Genomic DNA, 19,601 nt, shown 5'->3' with positions numbered 1-19,601 from the left:
GATCTTTTCCCTGAGAGGCGCTGCGCCCCGGCCGTTACTTTCGCCGCCCCAGCCACGACTGCATGCGGCTCGCCGCGCGATAGACGGGGTAGGCGAAAAGAACGTTCCAGCAAAGCGCCGGAAGAAGTGTCTTGACAACATAGAGCAGACTGAAGCCGTAGCCGAGAAGCAGCATGAGAACGAGCACAAAGAAATAGTGCGCGGCCGTCGCCCACATCGTCGCCATCGCAGGCAGGAACACGGGATCCTTGAACACGTTGCGCGAAAATGCGCCCGTGGCATAGCCGATGATCGTCAAGGCGAAGACGTCCATGCCGAAGAACATGCCCGTGGTGAGATCCTGCAGGAGTCCCGTCATGAAGCCCAGAAAAGCACCGCGGCGCGCCCCGTAAAGGAGGCTCCACGAAACGGTAAGAACCAGCATGAGGTTCACCGAAACGCCGTTCCAGGAAAATACGGGGAAAAATGAGGTCTGCAGGACGAAGAGTGCGATCACGAACGCAAGCCAAAAGAAGATCCTGCGGTAGCTGATCATGGCCGCGCACCTGCCTCGCGCTTCTGTGCGCCCTGCGGCTGCACGGCAGGCTGGGCGTTCTGCTGTTTCGCCGGCTGCTTCGGCTGCGCCGGTGCGGCCGGCTGAGCGGGAGCAGGCGCAGGCTGCGATGCCGCACGCTTCGCCGCTTCTGCTGCCGCCTTCTCTGCCGCCGGGTCCGTCTCCGTGCCCGGCGTCTGCGCGGGCGGCGTGATCGGTGCGGGCGGCGCCTCGCGCGACGCCACGATGACGGCGACATCCTCCAAACGCTGGAAGTCGACGGCAGGCTCTAAGACGGCGTACTTCAACAGGCCGCCCTCGTCGTTCTTCAACGCTTTGACCGTGCCGACGAGAAGCCCCTTCGGATAGACGCCGCCGTAGCCCGACGTCACGACGACGTCGTCCTCGACGACATCGGCGGACTTCGGAATGTTTTTCATGCGCGGCATCAGGGGATTGGCTGGATCGCCCTCGACGATGCCCGCGACGCGCGACTCCTGCCGCTGCACGATCGTGCCGACGGCGGCGCGCGGGTCGAGGATCAGCCGCACCTTCGAGGAGTACGGCGCGGCCTCAACGACGACGCCGACGAGTCCCTTCTCCGTCACGACGGGCATGTTCTCATGCACGCCGCTCGATGTACCGCGGTCGATGACGATGACGCCCGACCACGTCGCATAGTCGCGTCCGATGACGCGGGCTGCCACGAGGTCGAACTGCGTCTTCGTCTGCTTGTAGCCGAGAAGCGCCTTGAGGCGTGCATTTTCAGCAAGCGCTTCGTTCGCTTCGAGATTCTGCACGCGCAGCCCTTCCACCTCGTTCTTCAGCATACGATTCTGGTCGTAGACGTAATAGACTTCCCAAAACTCCGTACCGAGGCTGTGGATCTTGTCTCCCACCCAGGCCGTCGCGGACTGGAGGGGACGCAGCACCGTCTCGGCGGCGCGGCTCAGGAAGGGGGACTGAAACCTGCCCTTTCCCGCAAAGAACACGAGGCAGAGGACGCAGACGAGCGCAACGAGGAGCAGCCAGACCTTGCGGTTCGAGTCCTGGTCGTCTCTGCGTATGCGGCTCATTGTCTCAACTTCTTAGAGATCATCACGACGCGCTTTAGAAGCTCGATGTTTTCAAGCGACTTGCCCGTGCCTTCGCCGACACAGGACAAGGGGTCTTCCGCGATGAGGACGGGCATGCCCGTCTCGTGGCTCAGCAGTTTATCTAGGTTCGTCAGGAGCGCGCCGCCGCCCGTCATCATGATGCCGTGATCCATGACATCGGCCGCCAGCTCCGGCGGCGTCTTTTCAAGCGTGCCTTTGACGGCGTCGACGATCTTGTAGATCGGCTCATTCAGAGCATCCCTGACCTCGCTCGCGCGGATCGAGAGCGTCTTCGGCAGACCGCTGACGAGGTCGCGTCCGCGGATGTCCATTTCACGGTCAACGTCGGGCGTCACGATGGCGGAGCCGATCGTGATCTTGATTTCCTCCGCCGTGCGCTCGCCGATCATGAGGTTGTACTGGCGCTTGATGTACTGCACGATGGACGAATCCATCTCGTCGCCGCCGATGCGGATCGAGCGGCTCGTGACGATGCCGCCGAGCGAGATGACGGCAATCTCCGTCGTACCGCCGCCGATGTCGACGACCATGCTTCCCGTCGCTTCCTCGACAGGAAGCCCTGCGCCGATCGCCGCCGCCATCGGCTCTTCGATGAGGTAGGCTTCACGCGCTCCCGCCTGCTGCGCCGCATCGATGACAGCACGTTTTTCGACCTCGGTCACGCCCGAAGGAACGCCGACGACGACGCGCGGGCGCACGAAGGACTTCGTATTCATCGACTTTCGGATGAAGTACTTGAGCATCGCCTGCGTCACGTCGAAGTCGGCGATGACGCCGTCCTTCATTGGACGGATGGCGATAATGTTGCCCGGCGTCCTGCCAATCATGCGCTTCGCGTCCTCACCGACAGCGAGCACCTCGCCGTTCTCACTCTTTATCGCTACGACAGACGGCTCGCGCAGAACGATGCCCCTGCCTTTCACATGCACCAATGTATTCGCGGTTCCAAGGTCGATGCCCATATCGCGGGACAAGCCACCAAAAAGACTCCACATGTTGAAATAAAACTCCCTTCTCTTCACACGCATCCCATAAAACACGTCTGCAAAAATCTGTCAAAAAGCCTCGTCAATCATAGATATAATGGCTGATGAAGATACGAGTTCTATTGTATCATACCTTCTTCTTTTAGGGAAATAAATTTATCATAACCTACGATGACGTGATCGAGCACGGGGATGTCCATGATCTCCCCCGCCTCCACCATGCGGCGCGTCACGGCGAGATCCTCGCCGCTCGGCGCAGGATCGCCCGACGGATGATTGTGGACAAGGATGACGGCCGCCGCCGACTGCTCGATCGCCGCCTGGAACACCTCGCGCGGATGAACGACGGAAGATGTGAGCGTTCCCACGGAAATCGTCTTCAAGGCAAGGATGTGGTTTTTCGCATTCAAAAGCAGCACGGCGAAGTGCTCCCTGCGCTCGAAGCGAAAGCGCGGCATGACATAGGAAGCGGCATCCGCTGGGCCGTGCACGATTGTCCGCTCCTCTGCCGCCTTGAGCGCGAGGCGGCGTCCGAGTTCGACGGCGGCGAGGATCGTCGCCGCCTTCGCCATGCCCACGCCCTTGATGGACGAAAGCTCCTTCGCGCTCATCTGCGTGATGGCGGCGAGTCCGCGCTCCTTGTAGAGCGCGAGCACCTTCTCGGCGACGCGGAGCACCGAGTCGTCCTTGACGCCCGTGCGCAGGAGAACGGCGAGAAGTTCCGTGTTGGAAAGGCTCGCCGCGCCCTCGGCCAGAAGCCTTTCGCGCGGCCGCTCGTCGGCGGGCAGATCACGCACGAGAAGCGTCATAGAGATCGACCCCCGCTTTTTCTGCAAGATGAGCCGCCGCATGAAGCGGCAGTCCGACGACGTTCGAGAACGAGCCTTCGATGCGTTCGACGAAGACGGCGGCACGCCCCTGCACGGCATAGGCGCCCGCCTTGCCCAAAGGCTCGCCCGTAGCGACGTAACGCGCGATCATCTCTTTTGAAAGCGCGGCAAAGAAGACGCGCGTCTTCTCGACCGTCGAGAACTCTTGGCCGCCCCTGCACCATGCGACGCCCGTCAGAACGTCGTGCGCACGCCCCGAGAGCGCGGCGAGCATCTCGTGCGCCTCCCTCTCATCTGCAGGCTTGCCGAAGATGTGCCCGGCGAGCGCGACGACAGTATCAGCACCGAGCACGGGAAGCGTCGCATGCGCCGCCACGGCGCGTGCCTTGGCGAGTGCATTGATGCGGACAAGCTTCTCCGCTGTCTTCGCCTCGCGCACCTCTTCAGCCTCGCTCACTTCCACGCGGAACGAAGCGCCGATCTGCGCGAGAAGATCGCGGCGGCGCGGCGAAGCCGATGCCAGGATGAACATGGATCCAACCTCCTCAATAACGTCGGAAAAGAACGAGCGCGACGATGACGCCGACGAGACTCATGATGTTCGGCGTGAAAGAAAGGCCGAAACTGACGCTGACGACGAAGAGATCGATCGCCACGGGCGCCAAGACGAACGCCGGATGCGTCTCGGAAAGAAGCGGTGCAATCGAAGAAAGCGCCTCCACGCCGCGCAGAGCCTCACCCAAGAGTCCACCGAGCACCGCGCCGGTAAAAACAAATACGGCACACATGCCAAAGCCGCGCCCCGAAGAAAATTTCACAGAAAATCCCTCCAAAGGAAACACCGCTTGCCTCGACGATTCAGGAAATCGCTGATCCCCTCAATCGCCCATTTTTGCACATTCAGGCGACTTCATTTATCAGCGATCCTTCAGCGAATGCATCGACAGTCAAACGGCGCTGCACAATGATTTTAATTGCTTCTGCCTCTTTTCTAGCCGCGCGACATAAATCCTGCTCGACTAAGGTCATTTCTTTCACGTGCCGCATAGAAAAAAGAAAGCCTCCCCCGCAAGCGAGGGAGGCAAAAAGACAGATTACATGAGATAGCGCAGGTAGACGTAGACCGTCGACGTGAGGATCGTCAGGATCATCAGTGGGAAGCCGACCATCATGAAGCGGACGAACGTCATGGGGATGCCCCTCTCCGCCGCCATGCCCGCGACGATGACGTTCGCAGATGCACCGATGATCGTGCCGTTGCCCCCGAGGCAGGCGCCAAGCGCGAGGCTCCACCAAACCGGCTCAAGATTCGAGACGCCCATCGCGCCCATATCCCGGATCAGCGGAATCATCGTCGCGACGAACGGGATGTTGTCGAGGAAAGCCGAAACGATCGCGCTCATCCAGAGAACGAGCATCGACGTCTTCGTCACGTCGCCGCCCGTAAGGTTGACGCCCTGTACCGCGAGATTGCGGATGACGCCCGTCTCCACGAGACCGCCGACAGCGATGAAAAGACCGATGAAAAAGAAGATCGTCGGCCACTCGACGCCGTGCATCGCGTGCTCCACAAACTCTTCCTTGCCGACCAAGAGGAGCAGCAGGAACGCGCCCGCAATCGCGATGAGCGAGGACTCAAGGCCCGTCAGCGAATGCAGGAAGAACATCAAGATGACAAGGCCGAGCACGAACAGGCACTTCCTGAGAAGCGGGATGTCTTTGAGCTCGTCCCACTCGTTCTCCTGCATCACGAGAGCCTTGAGTTCGGGCTTCGTCGTCAAATGCTTGCGATAGAGCAGAACGAAGATCGCCGTGATGAGGATGAGGTTGATGATCGAGATGATCGCAAGGTTCTCAATGAACGCTGCAAACGTCAGTTCCTTGACCGCGCTGCTGATCATGATGTTCGGCGGATCGCCGATGAGCGTCGCCGTGCCGCCAACGTTCGATGCGATGACCTGCGCCAAAAGATACGGCATAACATCGACATGGAGCTTCGTCGTGATGCTGAACGTGACCGGCACCATCAAGAGAACCGTCGTCACGTTGTCGAGAAACGCCGAGCAAACAGCCGTGATCAGTGACAAGTAGACCAAGAGATTCACGGGGTCGGCCTTCGCCTTTTTCGCTGCCCAGACGGCGATGAAGTTGAACAACCCCGTCTTGCTCGTGATGGCGACAATGATCATCATGCCGATCAAAAGCCCGAGGGTGTCGAAGTCGATGTGGTGGATGGCGGTCTCCTGCGTCATGATGCCCATGACGATCATGAGCAGTGCGCCGATCATCGCAATGATCGTGCGATGGATCTTCTCAGAGACGATCACCGCATACATCGCAACGAAGATGATACCAGCTATTGTTTCCTGTTCCATAAAAACCTCCTTGAATTTGACTGCCTGCCAGACAGTCTCCTGCACCTTTCTGTCCGCCCTCCCCCGTCAAGCTGGAGAGGCAGAAGAACGACGGACAGCCGACCGAAAAATAGACGGAGCCCTTGATTGAACAGACTCCGCCTAAATTTCACTTATTAAATTGCCCTGCGCCTATTATAGCAGATTATCGTAAGTTTGGAAAGAGTCCTTGTATATTTATATTATTTTTTCTTATTTCTTCTCGGAGCAGATGTTTTCTCTGCCGTTTCCATCAGGATTCCGCCAGATGGCGCAAGAAAAAAATCCGCAGAGCATACGCTTTGCGGATTTTTGTTTCAGCTTCTCTCACACGCTTCCATCACGAATCATCATGCGCGGAACTTGCGCTTACGAGCCGCCTCGGACTTCTTCTTGCGCTTGACGCTCGGTTTCTCGTAATGTTCACGTTTCCTAACTTCTGCCAAAGTACCAGCCTTCTGGCAGGTACGCTTGAATCTGCGGAGAGCACTGTCGATCGTTTCGTTCTTTCCTACTTTGACCTCATTTGCCATTGTTCTTCCCCCCCTCCACTAGATTTGGGGCGCACGGGAAGGCAGGCATGAAAATTGCCAACACTGCATCGTGCACGCTAACATTATACATGATTTCCCTTTTTGATGTCAACCATCAACCAGGCGGCCATTGCATGGAACGTCCGCCCAAGAGATGAAAGTGCAGATGCCCGACGGTCTGCCCGCCTTCCTCGCCCGTATTGACAACGACGCGGAAGCCTTTTTCCGCAAGTCCCAGTTCCTTTGCAAGCTGCGGCACGACATCGACATGGATGTGCGCGACGAGTGCTCTGTCCTCCTGCGTCAAGCCGAGCAAACTCTTGATATGCTTCTTCGGAATGATGAGTACATGCACGGGCGCCTGCGGCTCAAGATCCTTGAAGGCGATGACGGAATCATCTTCGTAGACCGCTGTCGCGGGAATCTCCTTCGCCGCGATACGGCAAAAAATGCAGTCTGCCATCTTTTCCACCTCCCTTCAAAAATCACTGTAATCCTTCATCCTTATCACCATTATTCGACTTTTATGGCGAAAAACCTGCCGCCAGAGAAAAGATTGGGAAGAAACGCTCCGTTTTCAACGGTTGTCTAACTCTTCGATAGGGTTGTCTAGCATTTAGCTTTTTTATGACTATTTTGGAATTTTTGTGTCCAGTTTTTGTTGACAAGTGCAGCTTCATGAACTCTGATATTTTTCCTTTCGGGTGCGCCATAGGGGTGTCAAACGCTTTGACACCCCTGCCTGTTGGTCGAGCTTCCATCGAGCGAAAAATCGCTGACCATCGTCAAAAATCAACGGGCTTCCAGACAAGGAGATCTCTGAAAGCCCTTGCAGACTGTGGTTTCACAGCGTATGACGGCGATAGCCTTTGTATCATTTTCACGCATTAGACATCCGTCTTACCCCTAACTTTGATACAATCTAACGATGCACCCTCCACTTGGCAAAGACGGCGTCCGTCACATCTCAGATCACCAAAGACGGTCGCAAGATTCGTTGGCAGACAGATGCACCGGACGATTGCCAAACGGAGCCCTACCGCATACCATTGTCGGAAAAAATGGCGGCAAGCTCGGGATTTTCCTTTAGATATTGCTCCGAGATGCGGTCCCAATCGAAGGCTGTGACGCTCGGGATCAGTCGTTTTTTCTCTTCCGCTTGCTCCCGTTCTGAGAGTCTGCCGTCTTCTCCCTCGCCCTTGTCGTCTGCGATACGGTGAAGGGTTCGTAAGCTCTTCTTATATGCTTTCATGCCATCATCAAGGTCAGTCTTCTTCTCGGCAATGAGCTGTGAAAGGTCTGTAGGATTCTCCGCTTTCTTATCCTTTTTGCCTCCCGTATGATCTTCTCCAAGCATGGCAGAGAGAAGCTCTTCCATATTTTTCGCCTTGCGGCTCATCTCTTGGAAGAATCCGTATGCCGCTGTCTTTTCATTGAAATATCTGCCCGCCTTTTTTGGCATGTTACTCAGCGTGTCTGGTTTCATGCCGAGATAGTCACGGTATTCTTTTATAAGCCCAGCGCTTTCTTCGTGTGTAAGAAAATCATTATCCTTGCCAATCATTGTATTTCCCACAAGGGATCGAAGCTTGTTCACCAGTGGATTTTCGCATTTGGGATCAAGCGCTCCCAAGCGATCAAGAATACTGTTCAAATACGGATCGCCCAGCAAGGTATGCCCCAAAGCCTTTTGATGATGCCCATAGGCATTGAGCTGTCGGATCACCTCCACACGAATGCTGCCGACTGCCAAACCAGGATTTTTACTGCCAAGCTGCAAAATACCTCGGATGCCATTTTCTAAATCGCGCATCGTTCTGGATAAAGAAGCGCGCTCATAATCCGAATAAAAATCATGATACATACTATCTTCAAGCGGCTCAACCGAAGCCATCTCCCACGTTTCCACCCGTTGAGCAGGCGCTTGATTTGCCGCTGCAAGCTTTCTCCCCTCGTCGCTGATGGAAACCTCATGCGCGAGCGACTGGAAGGACGACGATTCTCTTTTTATCGAACCTTCCCCCTGTAAGGATGCCGCCACGGATTTCCTGTCCCCTGCCCGACTCATAGCCTGTGTATTTTGTGCCGCTATATTCTTCCCCACGATCGCACGATTATCGTTCGCATGAATTTTCATCTTCATTCGCCTCCCTGCACGTTGATCTTCCTCATTATATTTATCGTTTCCTCGCAGAAAACCTTAAGGAAACAGCCCCCTTCTCTTTCAAAAAGAAGGGGGCTGTTGTCTGCCGGCTGCCATTTCGCTTGTTTTTACAGCCAGATTGCGTGCGGTCTGTTGCTTTTTGTGTATCACGCTCTTTTGCTTTTCTCTTACCAGACCTTGCCGACCATGAACCACAGGCGGTTCTTTGCCTTGGCGTCGTCGCTCGCGTTATTGGCGAGGCCGATGCGGCGCGCCCAGTCGAGGCGCAGGAAGTAGTCGCCGGGGCGGCTGTAGGTGACGCCGATGCCCCAGCCTTTGAGGGTTTCGCTGCCGTCTTTTCCGTCGTTGGCGTACTGCACGCGACCCATGTCGAAGTAGGTGCTGAGGACGAGGTTCGGCACGTCCGTACGGTACGAAAGCTCAATGCTGCCCAAATAGCCGTTGTCGCCCGAGGCTTCGCCCTGCGGGTAGGCGCGTACGCCGTTCGCTCCGCCGAGGTAGATTTCTTCCGAGCTGTCGAGGTTCGTTCCGGCTTTCTGCGCCTGCGCCTTGAGGCTGATGTTCCAGCGGTCGCTGATCTCGTGGCGCAGGTTGAGGTTCAGCACGGCTTTCGTGAAGCTGCCTTCCGTACCCGCACGCTTCATCTGCCGACGCGCCCAGTCAGAGTCCGCACCGAGATGTCCGCAGTAGCCCGTGAGGTCGTAGCTCCACGAGGTGCGATATTGACGCTCTGCCCCTTTGATGCCGAGATGGAAGGTGCTGCTGTGCTTTTCAAGCTCCATGCCGATCTTCTTGTACTCGTCCTTGAGCCTGCGCCAGTCCCATCCGTAGGTGACGGCGAGCGAGCTTTGCGCCGTGCGCCACAAGGGCGTCGTGCCGAAGAGGCTCAAGGTGTCCGCCGTGCCTTCTGCGCCGAGCGTGCGGAAAGCTCCCGATAGCTCGTAGTCCATGCGGCTGACGCCAATGCCGAGCGTGGTGCCGTCAGCGCCGACGGGGTGGCTGTAGCTGATACCGTAATTGTGCAGGTCTTTGTTGGAGAGGGTCAGCCCCAGGTTCAGACGGTCGCCGCTCTTCGTGAGGTTTTCAAAGCTCCCCTGCAGACCGAAGCGGTAGCGGCCCGAAGGTTCGCTGCCGTAGTTCTCGCTGTAGAGGACATAGCTCTGACGCTTGCCGTCCTTGACGCGGATCGTGAGGTCGCCCGTGCCGAAGGTTGTGCCCGGCGAGAGAAGCCCTGCCGCTTCGATGCCGCCGAGGGCGGCGATATTGTATAGGGCGGTTTCCAAGGGCTTGCCTTCGATGGGTGCGCCTTCTTTGAGGGCATGGGCAAGCCGCTCGATTTTTGCGTCGCTGATGGCAGCGCTGTTTTCGATCTTGATCTTGCCGTAGCGTCCGGCGAGGATGCGGATGGTGAGCGTGCCGTCCGCATTCGACTGCGCCGGCAGGTAGGAGGCTGCCGCAGGGTAGCCGTGGCTGCGCGCATATTGCGTGAGTTCGGCGAGCAGGTCGTTGACATCGGCTTCAGAAATCGGGCGGCGAAGGTACGGCGCGATTCTTTCGTCGAGAGCCTTGGGGGGGAGCTGCGTGCCGTCCTGCTCGACGTCGATGCGCGAGAGGCGAAAAGGCATCATCGCCTTGCTGCCGCCTGCATGGTTCGGCAGGCGGCTTTCGAGCGCGTTTTCTTGTGGTTTTTCCGGCAGGTGCGCATCGGATGGCTGCAGGTTCGTCGCAGCGAAGGTTGTGCCCGGCACAAAGAGCGCCGCCGCAAGGGGCAGTGCAAGTACGAGGTGCGGGCGTTTTGCTTTCATCTTCAACGGAAAGACTCCTTTTCACAAAGATTTAAGGAAACACTGGTATGCGCCATCAAAGGCTCAACCCCTGAATTTCGAGGCCCTCTTCCGCAGCGAAGCGGTAGAGTCCGAGCGTTGCGGCGCGAATGGGACGCGCAGTGCCATAGATGTGGACGGTGTCGCCGAAACCGAAGTCGAAGCGCGGGGCAGCGTCCTGCACGAGCGAGGCGAGAAGTCCGCCCGGCAGTGCTGCGGCATGGATGGTGAAGGCAGTCGCGTTGCCCGCCGCCTGTCGGATGCGGTAGTTGCCGAGGATGCCGTCCGTGATGCCGCCGATGCGCCCTGTGACGCCGTAGCTGCCGGGCGTTTCGGTATTCGTCACCGCACTCTCAAACATCAAGTCGCCCGCACCAAGTACGGCTGCATCTTCACCGTCGGCGAAGCCTTCCGCACGTCCCGTGAAGGATGGCAGCGGCTCTCCCTGCACGATGCTGTGCGGTGCGGCGGTGAGGGTCAGCGTACGGTGCGTGATCGTACCCGCCCCCTGCGCAGTCGTCGCAGCGAGGCTATAGTTGCCCGCATCCGCACCCGCGAGACCGACACCCGTGTAGTCAATGCGATTTGCCGCCGCGACGTTCTTGTTGTTGTAGGCTGCACCTGCGGCGGCGGCGGTGACATTATCCCCCGCGATGGTACCCGTGAGCGCCGCGCGGAACTTCGATGCGTCAGCGGCTCTCGTGCCGTCGTAGGTCTTTGTCTGCGCCGCGACTGCACCGAGCGTCAGCGCACGCCGCGCAATCGTGCCGATGCCTGTGAGCGCAGTCTTATCGAGCGTGTAGTTGCCCGCGCCCATCCCCGTGAGCGTGAGATTCTTAAACGTCACTTCCTTGTCTGTCCTCGCGTCTTTGCCCGCCGTATACGTACCCGTGGTGGCGGCGAGTGCGAGGTGGTCGCCCTCCGTGCCGACAAAGCCCGTGAGGGTATAGTTCCCACCCTTCGCGAGCGTCTGCGTCACGTTTGCATTGCCGTCATACGTCTTGTCAAAGCGTGCGCCGCCCACGAGCGCGAGATTCAGCTCCTTCGGCGTGATGCTGCCCGCCCCCTGTGCCGTCATCGCGGCGAGACTGTAGTTCCCCGCGCCTGTGCCTTGGAGCGCAACGCCCGTATAGCTCACCTTGTTTGCCGCAGCGACGTTTTTGTCGTTGTAGGTCGCGCCCGTGGCGGTTGCCGCTACGCTGCCTTCCTCGCCCGCGACGAGATTACCGAGTGCCGCACGGAACTTCGACGTGTCTGCGGAGGTCGTGCCGTCGTAGGTCTTGCTCTGCGCCGTTACTTCGCCAACGGTCAGCGCACGCTTTGCGATCGTGCCCGCGCCCTGCGCCGTGGTGGCGGCAAGCGTGTAGTTCCCGGCATCCGAACCCGCGAGACCGACACCCGTGTAGTCGATCCTGCTTGCCCCGACGACGTTCTTGTCGTTGTACGCCGCACCCGTGGCGGTCGCCGTCACCTTGTCACCCGCGATGGCATTGTTCAGTACCGCGCCGAACTTCGACGTGTCTGCGTCGGTCGTACCGTCGTAGGTCTTTGTCTGCCCCGCGACTGCGCCGAGCGTCAGCGCACGCCGCGCGATCGTGCCGATGCCCGTGAGCGTGGTCTTGTTCAGCGTGTAGTTGCCCGCGCCCGTACCCGTGAGCGTCAGCCCGCCAAAGGTGACGGTTTTGTCTGTGGCGGCATTCTTGTCCGTATACGTGCCCGTGGCGGCGGCGAGTGCGAGGTGGTCGCCCTCCGTGCCGATAAAGCCGGTGAGGGTGTAGTTCGTCCCCTTCGCGAGTGCCTGCGTGACGTTTGCATTGCCGTCGTAGGTCTTATCAAAGCGCGTGCCGCCCACGAGGTCGAGCGTCAGAGCCTTCGGCGTGATTGTCCCCACGCCCTGCGCCTTTTTGATGGTATAGTTCTTCGCGCCTGTGCCTGTGAGCGCGAGATTTTGGAACGTCACTTCCTTATCCCTGCCTGCGTTCTTGTCCGCATACTTGCCCGTGACAGCACCCGCCAGTTCGACATCCGCGCCATCGCTGCCGACAAAGCCACCGAGATTATAGTGCTGCCCCTTCGTGAGCGTCCGCGTGACGGTATCTAGCCCCCCGTCATAGGTCTTGTCAAAGCGCGTGCCGCTCGTAAAGCCGAGCGTCAGCTCCTTCGGCTTGACGGTGTACGCGCCGCCGATGATGTCATACTGCTCGCTGTAGGCATGATATGTGCCGACGTTTTTCTCTGCATCGAGGGAAATATGGTCGCCGCCCGCAATCGTCGGAGCCGTGCCGTCGTAGACCTTCTCGCGGTTTGCAAGATGCTTTGTCCGGAGGAATGCCGTGAGGAGCGGCATGGTCTTGCCGTCGTAGATGCGCCACGGCGCCCTCTTGCCGCCCTCGGTGGCAACGAGAGCCTTGCCGCTCCCGTCCTTCCAGTCCTTATACGTCTCTGCCAGCTTCATCTGCGCCTCGTCGCGCTCCTCAACATCGGTCGCTGTACTATTTTGCAGTGTAGCGCCGATGCCGTTCCGGATCAGAGTGCCGCTCCCATTCGTTACACTGCCCTTCTTCCATACGGCATGGGCGACCGTGCTGTTGTCATCCAAAAATCCCACAACGCCGCCGACGTTTGGATCACTCTGTCCCGATCTTTGCTCCACGGTTCCCGTCTGCAGGGCGTTCCAAATGTTGGTGTCATACCCTGCCTCTCCCGCAATGCCGCCGAGGTTCTTATTTCCTACGACCTTGCCCGCATTCCGGACGTTCTGAATGGTGTTCTGTTGATACGCAAAGCCCACAATGCCGCCGACAAGAGAGTTCCCTTCGACCGTGCCCTCGTTGTAGGCGTTCTCAATGCTGCTTCCGAAATTTAGCTTTCCCACAATGCCGCCGATCGAGGTACCAGCGGTATTTCCAGTACCGGGTCCCTGGACCTTACCGCTGAAGGAGACGTTCCGTATGACAGAGTGGTCGTCTGCAGTTCCCACAATGCCGCCGACTTGCTTCGTTCCCGACACGGAGGCATCCTTCAGGGAGACATTCTCGATGACCGCCTGCTTGGTGTATCCGAACATCCCGCGATCTTCATCCTCCGTAGCCCCTGCATTCCCCGGCTGAACGTTAAGCCCCGTGATCGTGTGCCCTGCGCCGTCAAATCGTCCCCAAAAGACCTTGTTACTGGTGCCAATCGACTGGAAACCCCCTGTCCAGTCCTTTGTCTCGCTTGCCGCGATGTCATTCGCGAGCATATATCTGCCGATCGTCTTATCCTGACCTGCACCCCCGTGATTCTCCTGAATCGCGTCCATATTCTGCAGCTCGTAGACGTCATGCACGCGCATATAATCATAGTCCGTATGCGCCTCGGTGCCGTTCAACTTTTTGACATCCCAGCCGCGCGATTTTGCAGATGCGGCATGATGCGCGGCAGTCGTACTCGCATAGTCGGAGACCGTCTTCGAGGAAGTTCCGCCGTTTATGGTGAAGTTCCTCGTGATTTTATTGCCGACATCGTAGCCGATATGCGGCGTTTCTTCGCTGCGGATGGTGACGTCCGTCCCCGTAAGCGCCGCAGTGCCCGCCGTGTTCTTCACATCATCCGTGTTGAGGACTTTGACGTTCTTGCCCTCGATGTAGAGTTTGCTCGTCTTTACCGTGCCGAGGTTCAGCACGTCGCCCATCTGTGCGCTCGCTGTGAGGGGGCTTGTGCCGTTTGTCTTGAATGCGTTCGTCGCTGTGGCAATGTCTGTGGGATTCGCCGTCGAGAGGTAGAGTGCGCCCGTATTCACCTGTGACCCTGCGGCAAAGAGGATGCCGTGCGGGTTGACGAGGTAGACGTTCCTGCCGCCCTCGATCGTTCCGTAGATGTTCGACGCGCCCTCGCCCGTGACGAGGTTCAGATAGTCGCGCGTCTGATGTCCGCCATCAAAGCGCACCTTCTCGCCCGAGTCGATGGAGAAGTTCTCCCATTTGAGGATATTGTGCGCGGTCTTGCCCGTGATGTCCATGACCGTGCCGCTCGTGGAGATGTCTGCCTCGGTCTTGTTCGTCGCTGCGTTCGTGCCCTCGATGGGCAGCGCATACGCCGTCTGCGCGGCAAAGGGGGCGGCGACGATGCCTGCAAAGAGCGCACAGAGGATGGTGCGGCGCAGCTGTTTGTTCGATGCTGTTTTCATATTGCTTCATCCTTTCTTTTCTGTAACAATGCTTCGATTTGTGCAAGGTGCTGACGGATTTCGGCTTCGATTTCATCGGCTCTTCGCACCTCGGGCGGTGCGTTCTCCGCCGCTTCTTCCGCCTGCTTTTCCTTGACCGCTGCGGAGATGGTGCCGACCGCCTCGACCACGATGCCGACCATGACGTTCAAGAGCGTGATGGCGGTAAGAAGAATGAACACCAAAAAGTATACCCATGCATAAGAATACGTTGCCATGATTGGCCGCGCCACGGCGGTCGCCCATGACTCAAAGGTCATGACCTGGAACAGCGTGAACATGGAGCCGCCGATGTCGCCGAACAGCTCGGGAAACGCATCGCCGTACATCGTACTGCCGAAAACGGCAAAGATATAGAAGACGATGAAGAGCAGCAGAAGCGCCCACGTCATGCTGGGAATCGCCTTGAGCATGGACGATACGAGAATCTGCAGCTCAGGGAACTCGGCGAGCGCCTTGAGCAGTCGGAAGATACGGAAGGCTCGTATGACCGAAATACTGGAGGAGATGAAGACGATGGAACTGAGGACGATGACGAAATCAAAGATGTTCCAGCCCTCTGACCAAAAACTTCGCCGATAAACGAGCAGTTTTGCAATCAACTCGACGGTGAAAATCACCAGACAGGCTTTGTCGACTGCTTCGAGAAACAAGACTTCTTCGGCGGACAGTGTTCGATTCGTCAATATGCCCAATACGGCGGCATTGAGGATGATGACAAAAGTGATGATCTTTTGCGTATGCTTCCAATGAAGCGCTTCTTCCAGTACGTTCATAATCCTCCCATTCTGCCGCTGTCGCCGGCGGCACAGACAGAAATGAAACAAAGGCGCGACACTCCTTTGTCTTATATAATCTCTTTCATTAAGACCAAAGACCTTATTTTTTCTATTTTCTCACATTTATACGAAAGGTCAAGAAAAGTTGGCACAAACGCCGAAAGTATGGCATGAACGCAAAAGCGGGAAATCCATGCTTGCAAATCCGCATGGATTTCCCTAGAATATGATGAGGAGGTCATACGATGAATATTGCTGTACTGGACGATATGCCGGAAGATCTGAACCGGCTTTGCGATCTTCTCGAAAGCGTATGCGCCGAGCATACGCCGCGCCCCGTGATTCGCGCGTTCACGGACGACAAGAAGTTCCTCGCGCACATGTCCGCCGCACGCGCCGACATTGTCTTTCTCGATATCTATCTGGGGGAGCGCACGGGCATCCAAACGGCACAGATTCTGCGCTCGTTCAATATGAACTGCGCGATCATCTTCGTGACGACGAGCCGCGATCATGCAGTGGAAGCGTTCGGCGTGACGGCGGCGCACTACCTCATCAAGCCCGTGACGGAGGAGGGGGTGCGCGAGGCATTGGCGCGTACGCCTTTTTTCAAGAAGGAGCGCCCGACGATCCCGCTCACGATCGAATACACGGAGCAGCGCATACCGATCGAGCACATCCGCTATGTCGATGCCGACGGGCGTCGCTGCTCGTTTCATCTGACGGACGGCACGACGCTCTCCCCCTATATGACGCTCGCCCGCGCACGGGAGCTGCTCGATGCCATGCCGATGTTCCTTTCCTGTCACCGCAGTCTGCTGGTCAATATGGACGAGATCCATCAACTGACGCCTGAGGGCATTTTGCTCTCCGACGGCACGCTGCTGCCGATTGCAACGCGCCGCAAAAGCGAGGTCGAGCGCATCTACCGCGCCTATATGCTGAAGAAGATGCGTGCGGGATTTCTGTCATAGGAGAAGATTCATGCAGCCATCTTTTGCAGCCGAATTGCGTGCTCTCAGCTGCTTTTTGTGTATCGCGCTCTTTTGCTTTTCTCTTACCAGACCTTGCCGACCATGAACCACAGGCGGTTCTTTGCCTTGGCGTCGTCGCTCGCGTTATTGGCGAGGCCGATGCGCCGCGCCCAGTCGAGGCGCAGGAAGTAGTCGCCGGGGCGGCTGTAGGTGACGCCGACGCCCCAGCCCTTGAGGGTTTCGCTGCCGTAGTTCTCGCTGTAGAGGGCGAAGCTCTGGCGCTTGCCGTCCTTTTAATACGTCGCTGCATGATAAGCAAGCAAATTGCAGAAAGTGACCGATACTTGCTGAAAAGTGATAAAGGAAACGCTGATAAAATAAGACCGCCGCATATCGAACGATGCGGCGGTCTTAGTGTCAAAAAATCTTATCGCGAAGAAGACTCTCTTCGCACAGCCATACTATTCGGCAGGCGCATCTTGCAGCGCCAGAATCTCCGCACGCGTCAAGCCGCTCGCCTTCTCGATCACCTCAAGGGGAACATTCAGCGCGAACAAAGAACGCACCATATCAAGCATCCTGCGCTGTCCCTCAGCACGTCCCTCAGCACGTCCCTCAAGGCGTCCTTCCATACGTCCCTCTTCCAGTTTCCTCTCACCAAATTTTTCCATCAGTTCACACATAGTATTCACTCCTTCTGCTTCTGCCTTAAAATAATCGACACGTTCAGCAAGTTCTTTGTAATTCATCTTCTTCGGATTCTCACAAAAGAAATCCTGCATGAGCTTCCCAAGCGGCGTGTCGTCACGGTTTGCGCCGTTGACGTAGAGGATATGCGCCCCATCATCAAACGGGCGCTGAAGCTCCTCTATGATCCGCTCCACATGATACAGCGGGAAACCTGCTCCATAGATGTCGTTCTCCGTGATGAAGATCACCCATGTTTCCGGAAGTGACGAGAAATCCTCTCCTTTTGCCAGTTCCCGCGAATCCATCATGCTGCTGTTGTAGCGTGCCCTGCGCGGAATCGCACCTTCATTGGCACGCTGAATTTCACAGTCGTAGAGTTTCCCCTCACTGTCTTCTGCCAACACATCAAAGCGCACGCCGCGACCATAGAGATTGTCCGCACTCTGCTGCGTGACAACATGCTTGACGATGAGATCATCCCGACCGAAAAAGATATGCAATAAGAGCTGCATTCCTTCGATATAGTTGTCAAAACATACGTTGAAAAACGCATCATCGATCAAGCGGAATTTCTGTATCAATGCACAATATTCTGCAGGAATATCTTTCTTGATTATTCTCACAGGTTCGCTCCCCTCCCCATACGCTTCTACTATCATAGTATGCATTGCAGTGAATATTGTCAAGACTGAAAAGGGGCTGTTGCATGAGTCAAATTCGACTTATGCAACAGCCCCTCTTTTCTCTTACCAGACCTTGCCGACCATGAACCACAGGCGGTTCTTTGCCTTGGCATCGTCGCTCGCGTTATTGGCGAGACCGATGCGGCGTGCCCAGTCGAGGCGCAGGAAGTAGTCGCCGGGGCGGCTGTAGGTGACGCCGATGCCCCAGCCTTTGAGGGTTTCGCTGCCGTCTTTTCCATCGTTGGCGTACTGCACGCGACCCATGTCGAAGTAGGTGCTGAGGGCGAGATTCGGCACGTCCGTACGGTACGAAAGCTCAATGCTGCCCAAATAGCCGTTGTCGCCCGAGGCTTCGCCCTGCGGATAGGCGCGTACGCCGTTCGCTCCGCCGAGGTAGATTTCTTCCGAGCTGTCGAGGTTCGTTCCGGCTTTCTGCGCCTGCGCCTTGAGGCTGATGTTCCAGCGGTCGCTGATCTCGTGGCGCAGGTTGAGGTTCAGCACGGCTTTCGTGAAGCTGCCTTCCGTACCCGCACGCTTCATCTGCCGACGCGCCCAGTCAGAGTCCGCGCCGAGATGTCCGCAGTAGCCCGTGAGGTCGTAGCTCCACGAGGTGCGATATTGACGCTCTGCCCCTTTGATGCCGAGATGGAAGGTGCTGCTGTGCTTTTCAAGCTCCATGCCGATCTTCTTGTACTCGTCCTTGAGCCTGCGCCAGTCCCAGCCGTAGGTGACGGCGAGCGAGCTTTGCGCCGTGCGCCAAAGGGGCGTCGTGCCGAAGAGGCTCAAGGTGTCCGCCGTGCCTTCTGCACCGAGACGGCGGAAAGCTCCCGACAGCTCGTAGTCCATGCGGCTGACGCCAATGCCGAGCGTGGTGCCGTCGGCGCCGACGGGGTGGCTGTAGCTGATACTGTAGTTGTGCAGGTCTTTGTTGGAGAGGGTCAGCCCCAGGTTCAGGCGGTCGCCGCTCTTCGTGAGGTTTTCCAAGCTCCCCTGCAGACCGAAGCGGTAGCGGCCCGAGGGTTCGCTGCCGTAGTTCTCGCTGTAGAGGACATAGCTCTGGCGTTTGCCGTCCTTGACGCGGATCGTGAGGTCGCCCGTGCCGAAGGTTGTGCCCGCCGAGAGAAGCCCTGCCGCTTCGATGCCGCCGAGGGCGGAGATGTTGTATAGGGCGGTTTCCAAGGACTTGCCTTCGATGGGTGCGCCTTCTTTGAGTGCATGGGCGAGCCGCTCGATTTTCGCGTCGCTGATGGCGGCGCTGTTTTCAACGGTGATTTTGCCATAGCGTCCGGCGAGGATGCGGATGGTGAGCGTGCCGTCCGCATTCGACTGTGCCGGCAGGTAGGCGGATGCCGCAGGGTAGCCGTGGCTGCGTGCATATTGCGTGAGTTCGGCGAGCAGGTCGTTGACATCGGCTTCAGAAATCGGGCGGCGAAGGTAGGACGCGATTCTTTCGTCGAGAGCCTTGGTGGAGAGCTGCGTGCCGTCCTGCTCGACGTCGATGCGCGAGAGGCGAAAAGGCATCATCGCCTTGCCGCCGCCTGCATGGTTCGGCAGGCGGCTTTCGAGCGCGTTTTCCTGCGCCTTTTCAGGCAGGCGCGCATCGGATGGCTGCAGGTTCGTCGCGGCGAAGGCTGTGCCCGGCAGGAGAAGCGCCGCCGCAAGGGGCAGCGCAAGTTTGAGGTGCGAGTGTTTTGCTTTCATCTTCAACGGAAAGACTCCTTTTCACAAAGATTCAAGGAAGCACTGATAAATTCAGCCACCCATCTTCACATATCTGTGCTGTCCTCTCGTCGTCGACAAATCCTCGACGTAGCACCGCTACGCCTGTGGTTTGTCTCCTTGCTGAGCCGTCCAAGAGTCAAGTCCGAAGGACGCAGGCGATTGGGCAA

17 protein-coding genes and 1 pseudogene are annotated in these 19,601 nt (G+C 57.7%); 1 reads left to right on the top strand and 17 read right to left on the bottom strand.

The features are described 5' to 3' along the window. Positions 1-34 precede the first annotated feature (34 nt). From mreD to OL236_RS01365, 14 genes are all read right to left on the bottom strand, one after another. Positions 35-535, bottom strand: coding sequence for a rod shape-determining protein MreD (mreD, locus tag OL236_RS01430; protein ID WP_009646784.1), 501 nt, complete (start codon positions 533-535; stop codon positions 35-37). Continuing rightward, positions 532-1,608 carry a rod shape-determining protein MreC gene (gene mreC, locus OL236_RS01425; protein ID WP_009646781.1) on the bottom strand — a complete coding sequence of 359 codons (1,077 nt, stop codon included), beginning with the start codon at positions 1,606-1,608 and terminating at the stop codon, positions 532-534. Before mreC ends, mreD begins: the two co-directional genes overlap by 4 nt. Then, positions 1,605-2,645, bottom strand: coding sequence for a rod shape-determining protein (locus tag OL236_RS01420; protein ID WP_037370520.1), 1,041 nt, complete (start codon positions 2,643-2,645; stop codon positions 1,605-1,607). Before OL236_RS01420 ends, mreC begins: the two co-directional genes overlap by 4 nt. Positions 2,646-2,755: 110 nt before the next feature. Next, positions 2,756-3,445: a RadC family protein gene (gene radC, locus OL236_RS01415; protein WP_265071763.1), complete on the bottom strand. Its 690-nt coding sequence runs from the start codon at positions 3,443-3,445 to the stop codon at positions 2,756-2,758. After that, complete coding sequence (locus OL236_RS01410) at positions 3,426-3,998, bottom strand: Maf family protein (protein WP_265071066.1); 573 nt, start codon at positions 3,996-3,998, stop codon at positions 3,426-3,428. Before OL236_RS01410 ends, radC begins: the two co-directional genes overlap by 20 nt. 13 nt (positions 3,999-4,011) lie before the next feature. Next, the gene (locus OL236_RS01405) at positions 4,012-4,284 is read right to left on the bottom strand and encodes a DUF4321 domain-containing protein (RefSeq protein WP_013740575.1); all 273 of its coding nucleotides are present in this window, start codon (positions 4,282-4,284) and stop codon (positions 4,012-4,014) included. Positions 4,285-4,366: 82 nt separating this feature from the next. After that, on the bottom strand, positions 4,367-4,513 hold the full coding sequence (locus tag OL236_RS01400) for a hypothetical protein (RefSeq protein ID WP_265071065.1): 147 nt from the start codon (positions 4,511-4,513) through the stop codon (positions 4,367-4,369). A gap of 47 nt (positions 4,514-4,560) precedes the next feature. Beyond that, entirely contained in the window at positions 4,561-5,841 is a 1,281-nt protein-coding gene (locus OL236_RS01395) for an ArsB/NhaD family transporter (RefSeq protein WP_265071064.1), read from the bottom strand. Between the two features lie 368 nt (positions 5,842-6,209). Beyond that, on the bottom strand, positions 6,210-6,392 hold the full coding sequence (gene rpsU, locus OL236_RS01390; RefSeq protein WP_006193396.1) for a 30S ribosomal protein S21: 183 nt from the start codon (positions 6,390-6,392) through the stop codon (positions 6,210-6,212). 115 nt (positions 6,393-6,507) lie between these two features. Then, the gene (locus tag OL236_RS01385; RefSeq protein WP_006193397.1) at positions 6,508-6,855 is read right to left on the bottom strand and encodes a histidine triad nucleotide-binding protein; all 348 of its coding nucleotides are present in this window, start codon (positions 6,853-6,855) and stop codon (positions 6,508-6,510) included. A 573-nt stretch (positions 6,856-7,428) separates the two neighbouring features. Further along, positions 7,429-8,535, bottom strand: coding sequence for a hypothetical protein (locus OL236_RS01380; protein WP_265071063.1), 1,107 nt, complete (start codon positions 8,533-8,535; stop codon positions 7,429-7,431). Between the two features lie 188 nt (positions 8,536-8,723). Further along, positions 8,724-10,361: a ShlB/FhaC/HecB family hemolysin secretion/activation protein gene (locus tag OL236_RS01375; RefSeq protein WP_265071762.1), complete on the bottom strand. Its 1,638-nt coding sequence runs from the start codon at positions 10,359-10,361 to the stop codon at positions 8,724-8,726. A 55-nt stretch (positions 10,362-10,416) separates the two neighbouring features. Continuing rightward, complete coding sequence (locus tag OL236_RS01370; protein WP_265071062.1) at positions 10,417-14,547, bottom strand: YDG domain-containing protein; 4,131 nt, start codon at positions 14,545-14,547, stop codon at positions 10,417-10,419. After that, positions 14,544-15,362: an ion transporter gene (locus OL236_RS01365; RefSeq protein ID WP_265071061.1), complete on the bottom strand. Its 819-nt coding sequence runs from the start codon at positions 15,360-15,362 to the stop codon at positions 14,544-14,546. Before OL236_RS01365 ends, OL236_RS01370 begins: the two co-directional genes overlap by 4 nt. Positions 15,363-15,610: 248 nt before the next feature. Here OL236_RS01365 and OL236_RS01360 point away from each other — a divergent pair, with 248 nt between their 5' ends. Then, on the top strand, positions 15,611-16,339 hold the full coding sequence (locus OL236_RS01360; protein ID WP_265071060.1) for a LytR/AlgR family response regulator transcription factor: 729 nt from the start codon (positions 15,611-15,613) through the stop codon (positions 16,337-16,339). Positions 16,340-16,422: 83 nt separating this feature from the next. On the opposite strand, the pseudogene OL236_RS12500 reads toward OL236_RS01360, so the two are convergent. From OL236_RS12500 to OL236_RS01350, 3 genes and pseudogenes are all read right to left on the bottom strand, one after another. Beyond that, a pseudogene (locus tag OL236_RS12500) lies at positions 16,423-16,587 on the bottom strand (ShlB/FhaC/HecB family hemolysin secretion/activation protein); the annotation flags it as partial. A gap of 213 nt (positions 16,588-16,800) precedes the next feature. Then, a complete protein-coding gene (locus OL236_RS01355; protein WP_009644889.1) occupies positions 16,801-17,652 on the bottom strand; it encodes an Rpn family recombination-promoting nuclease/putative transposase in 852 nt (283 codons plus the stop codon). A 123-nt stretch (positions 17,653-17,775) separates the two neighbouring features. Then, positions 17,776-19,413, bottom strand: a complete 1,638-nt coding sequence (locus OL236_RS01350; protein ID WP_265071761.1) for a ShlB/FhaC/HecB family hemolysin secretion/activation protein — start codon at positions 19,411-19,413, stop codon at positions 17,776-17,778. Positions 19,414-19,601 lie beyond the last annotated feature (188 nt).

The sequence above is a fragment of the Selenomonas sputigena genome (assembly GCF_026015965.1).
Classification (GTDB): domain Bacteria; phylum Bacillota; class Negativicutes; order Selenomonadales; family Selenomonadaceae; genus Selenomonas.
The sequence above is the reverse complement of the archived record's forward strand: the minus strand, read 5'-3'. Positions and strand labels throughout refer to the sequence as shown.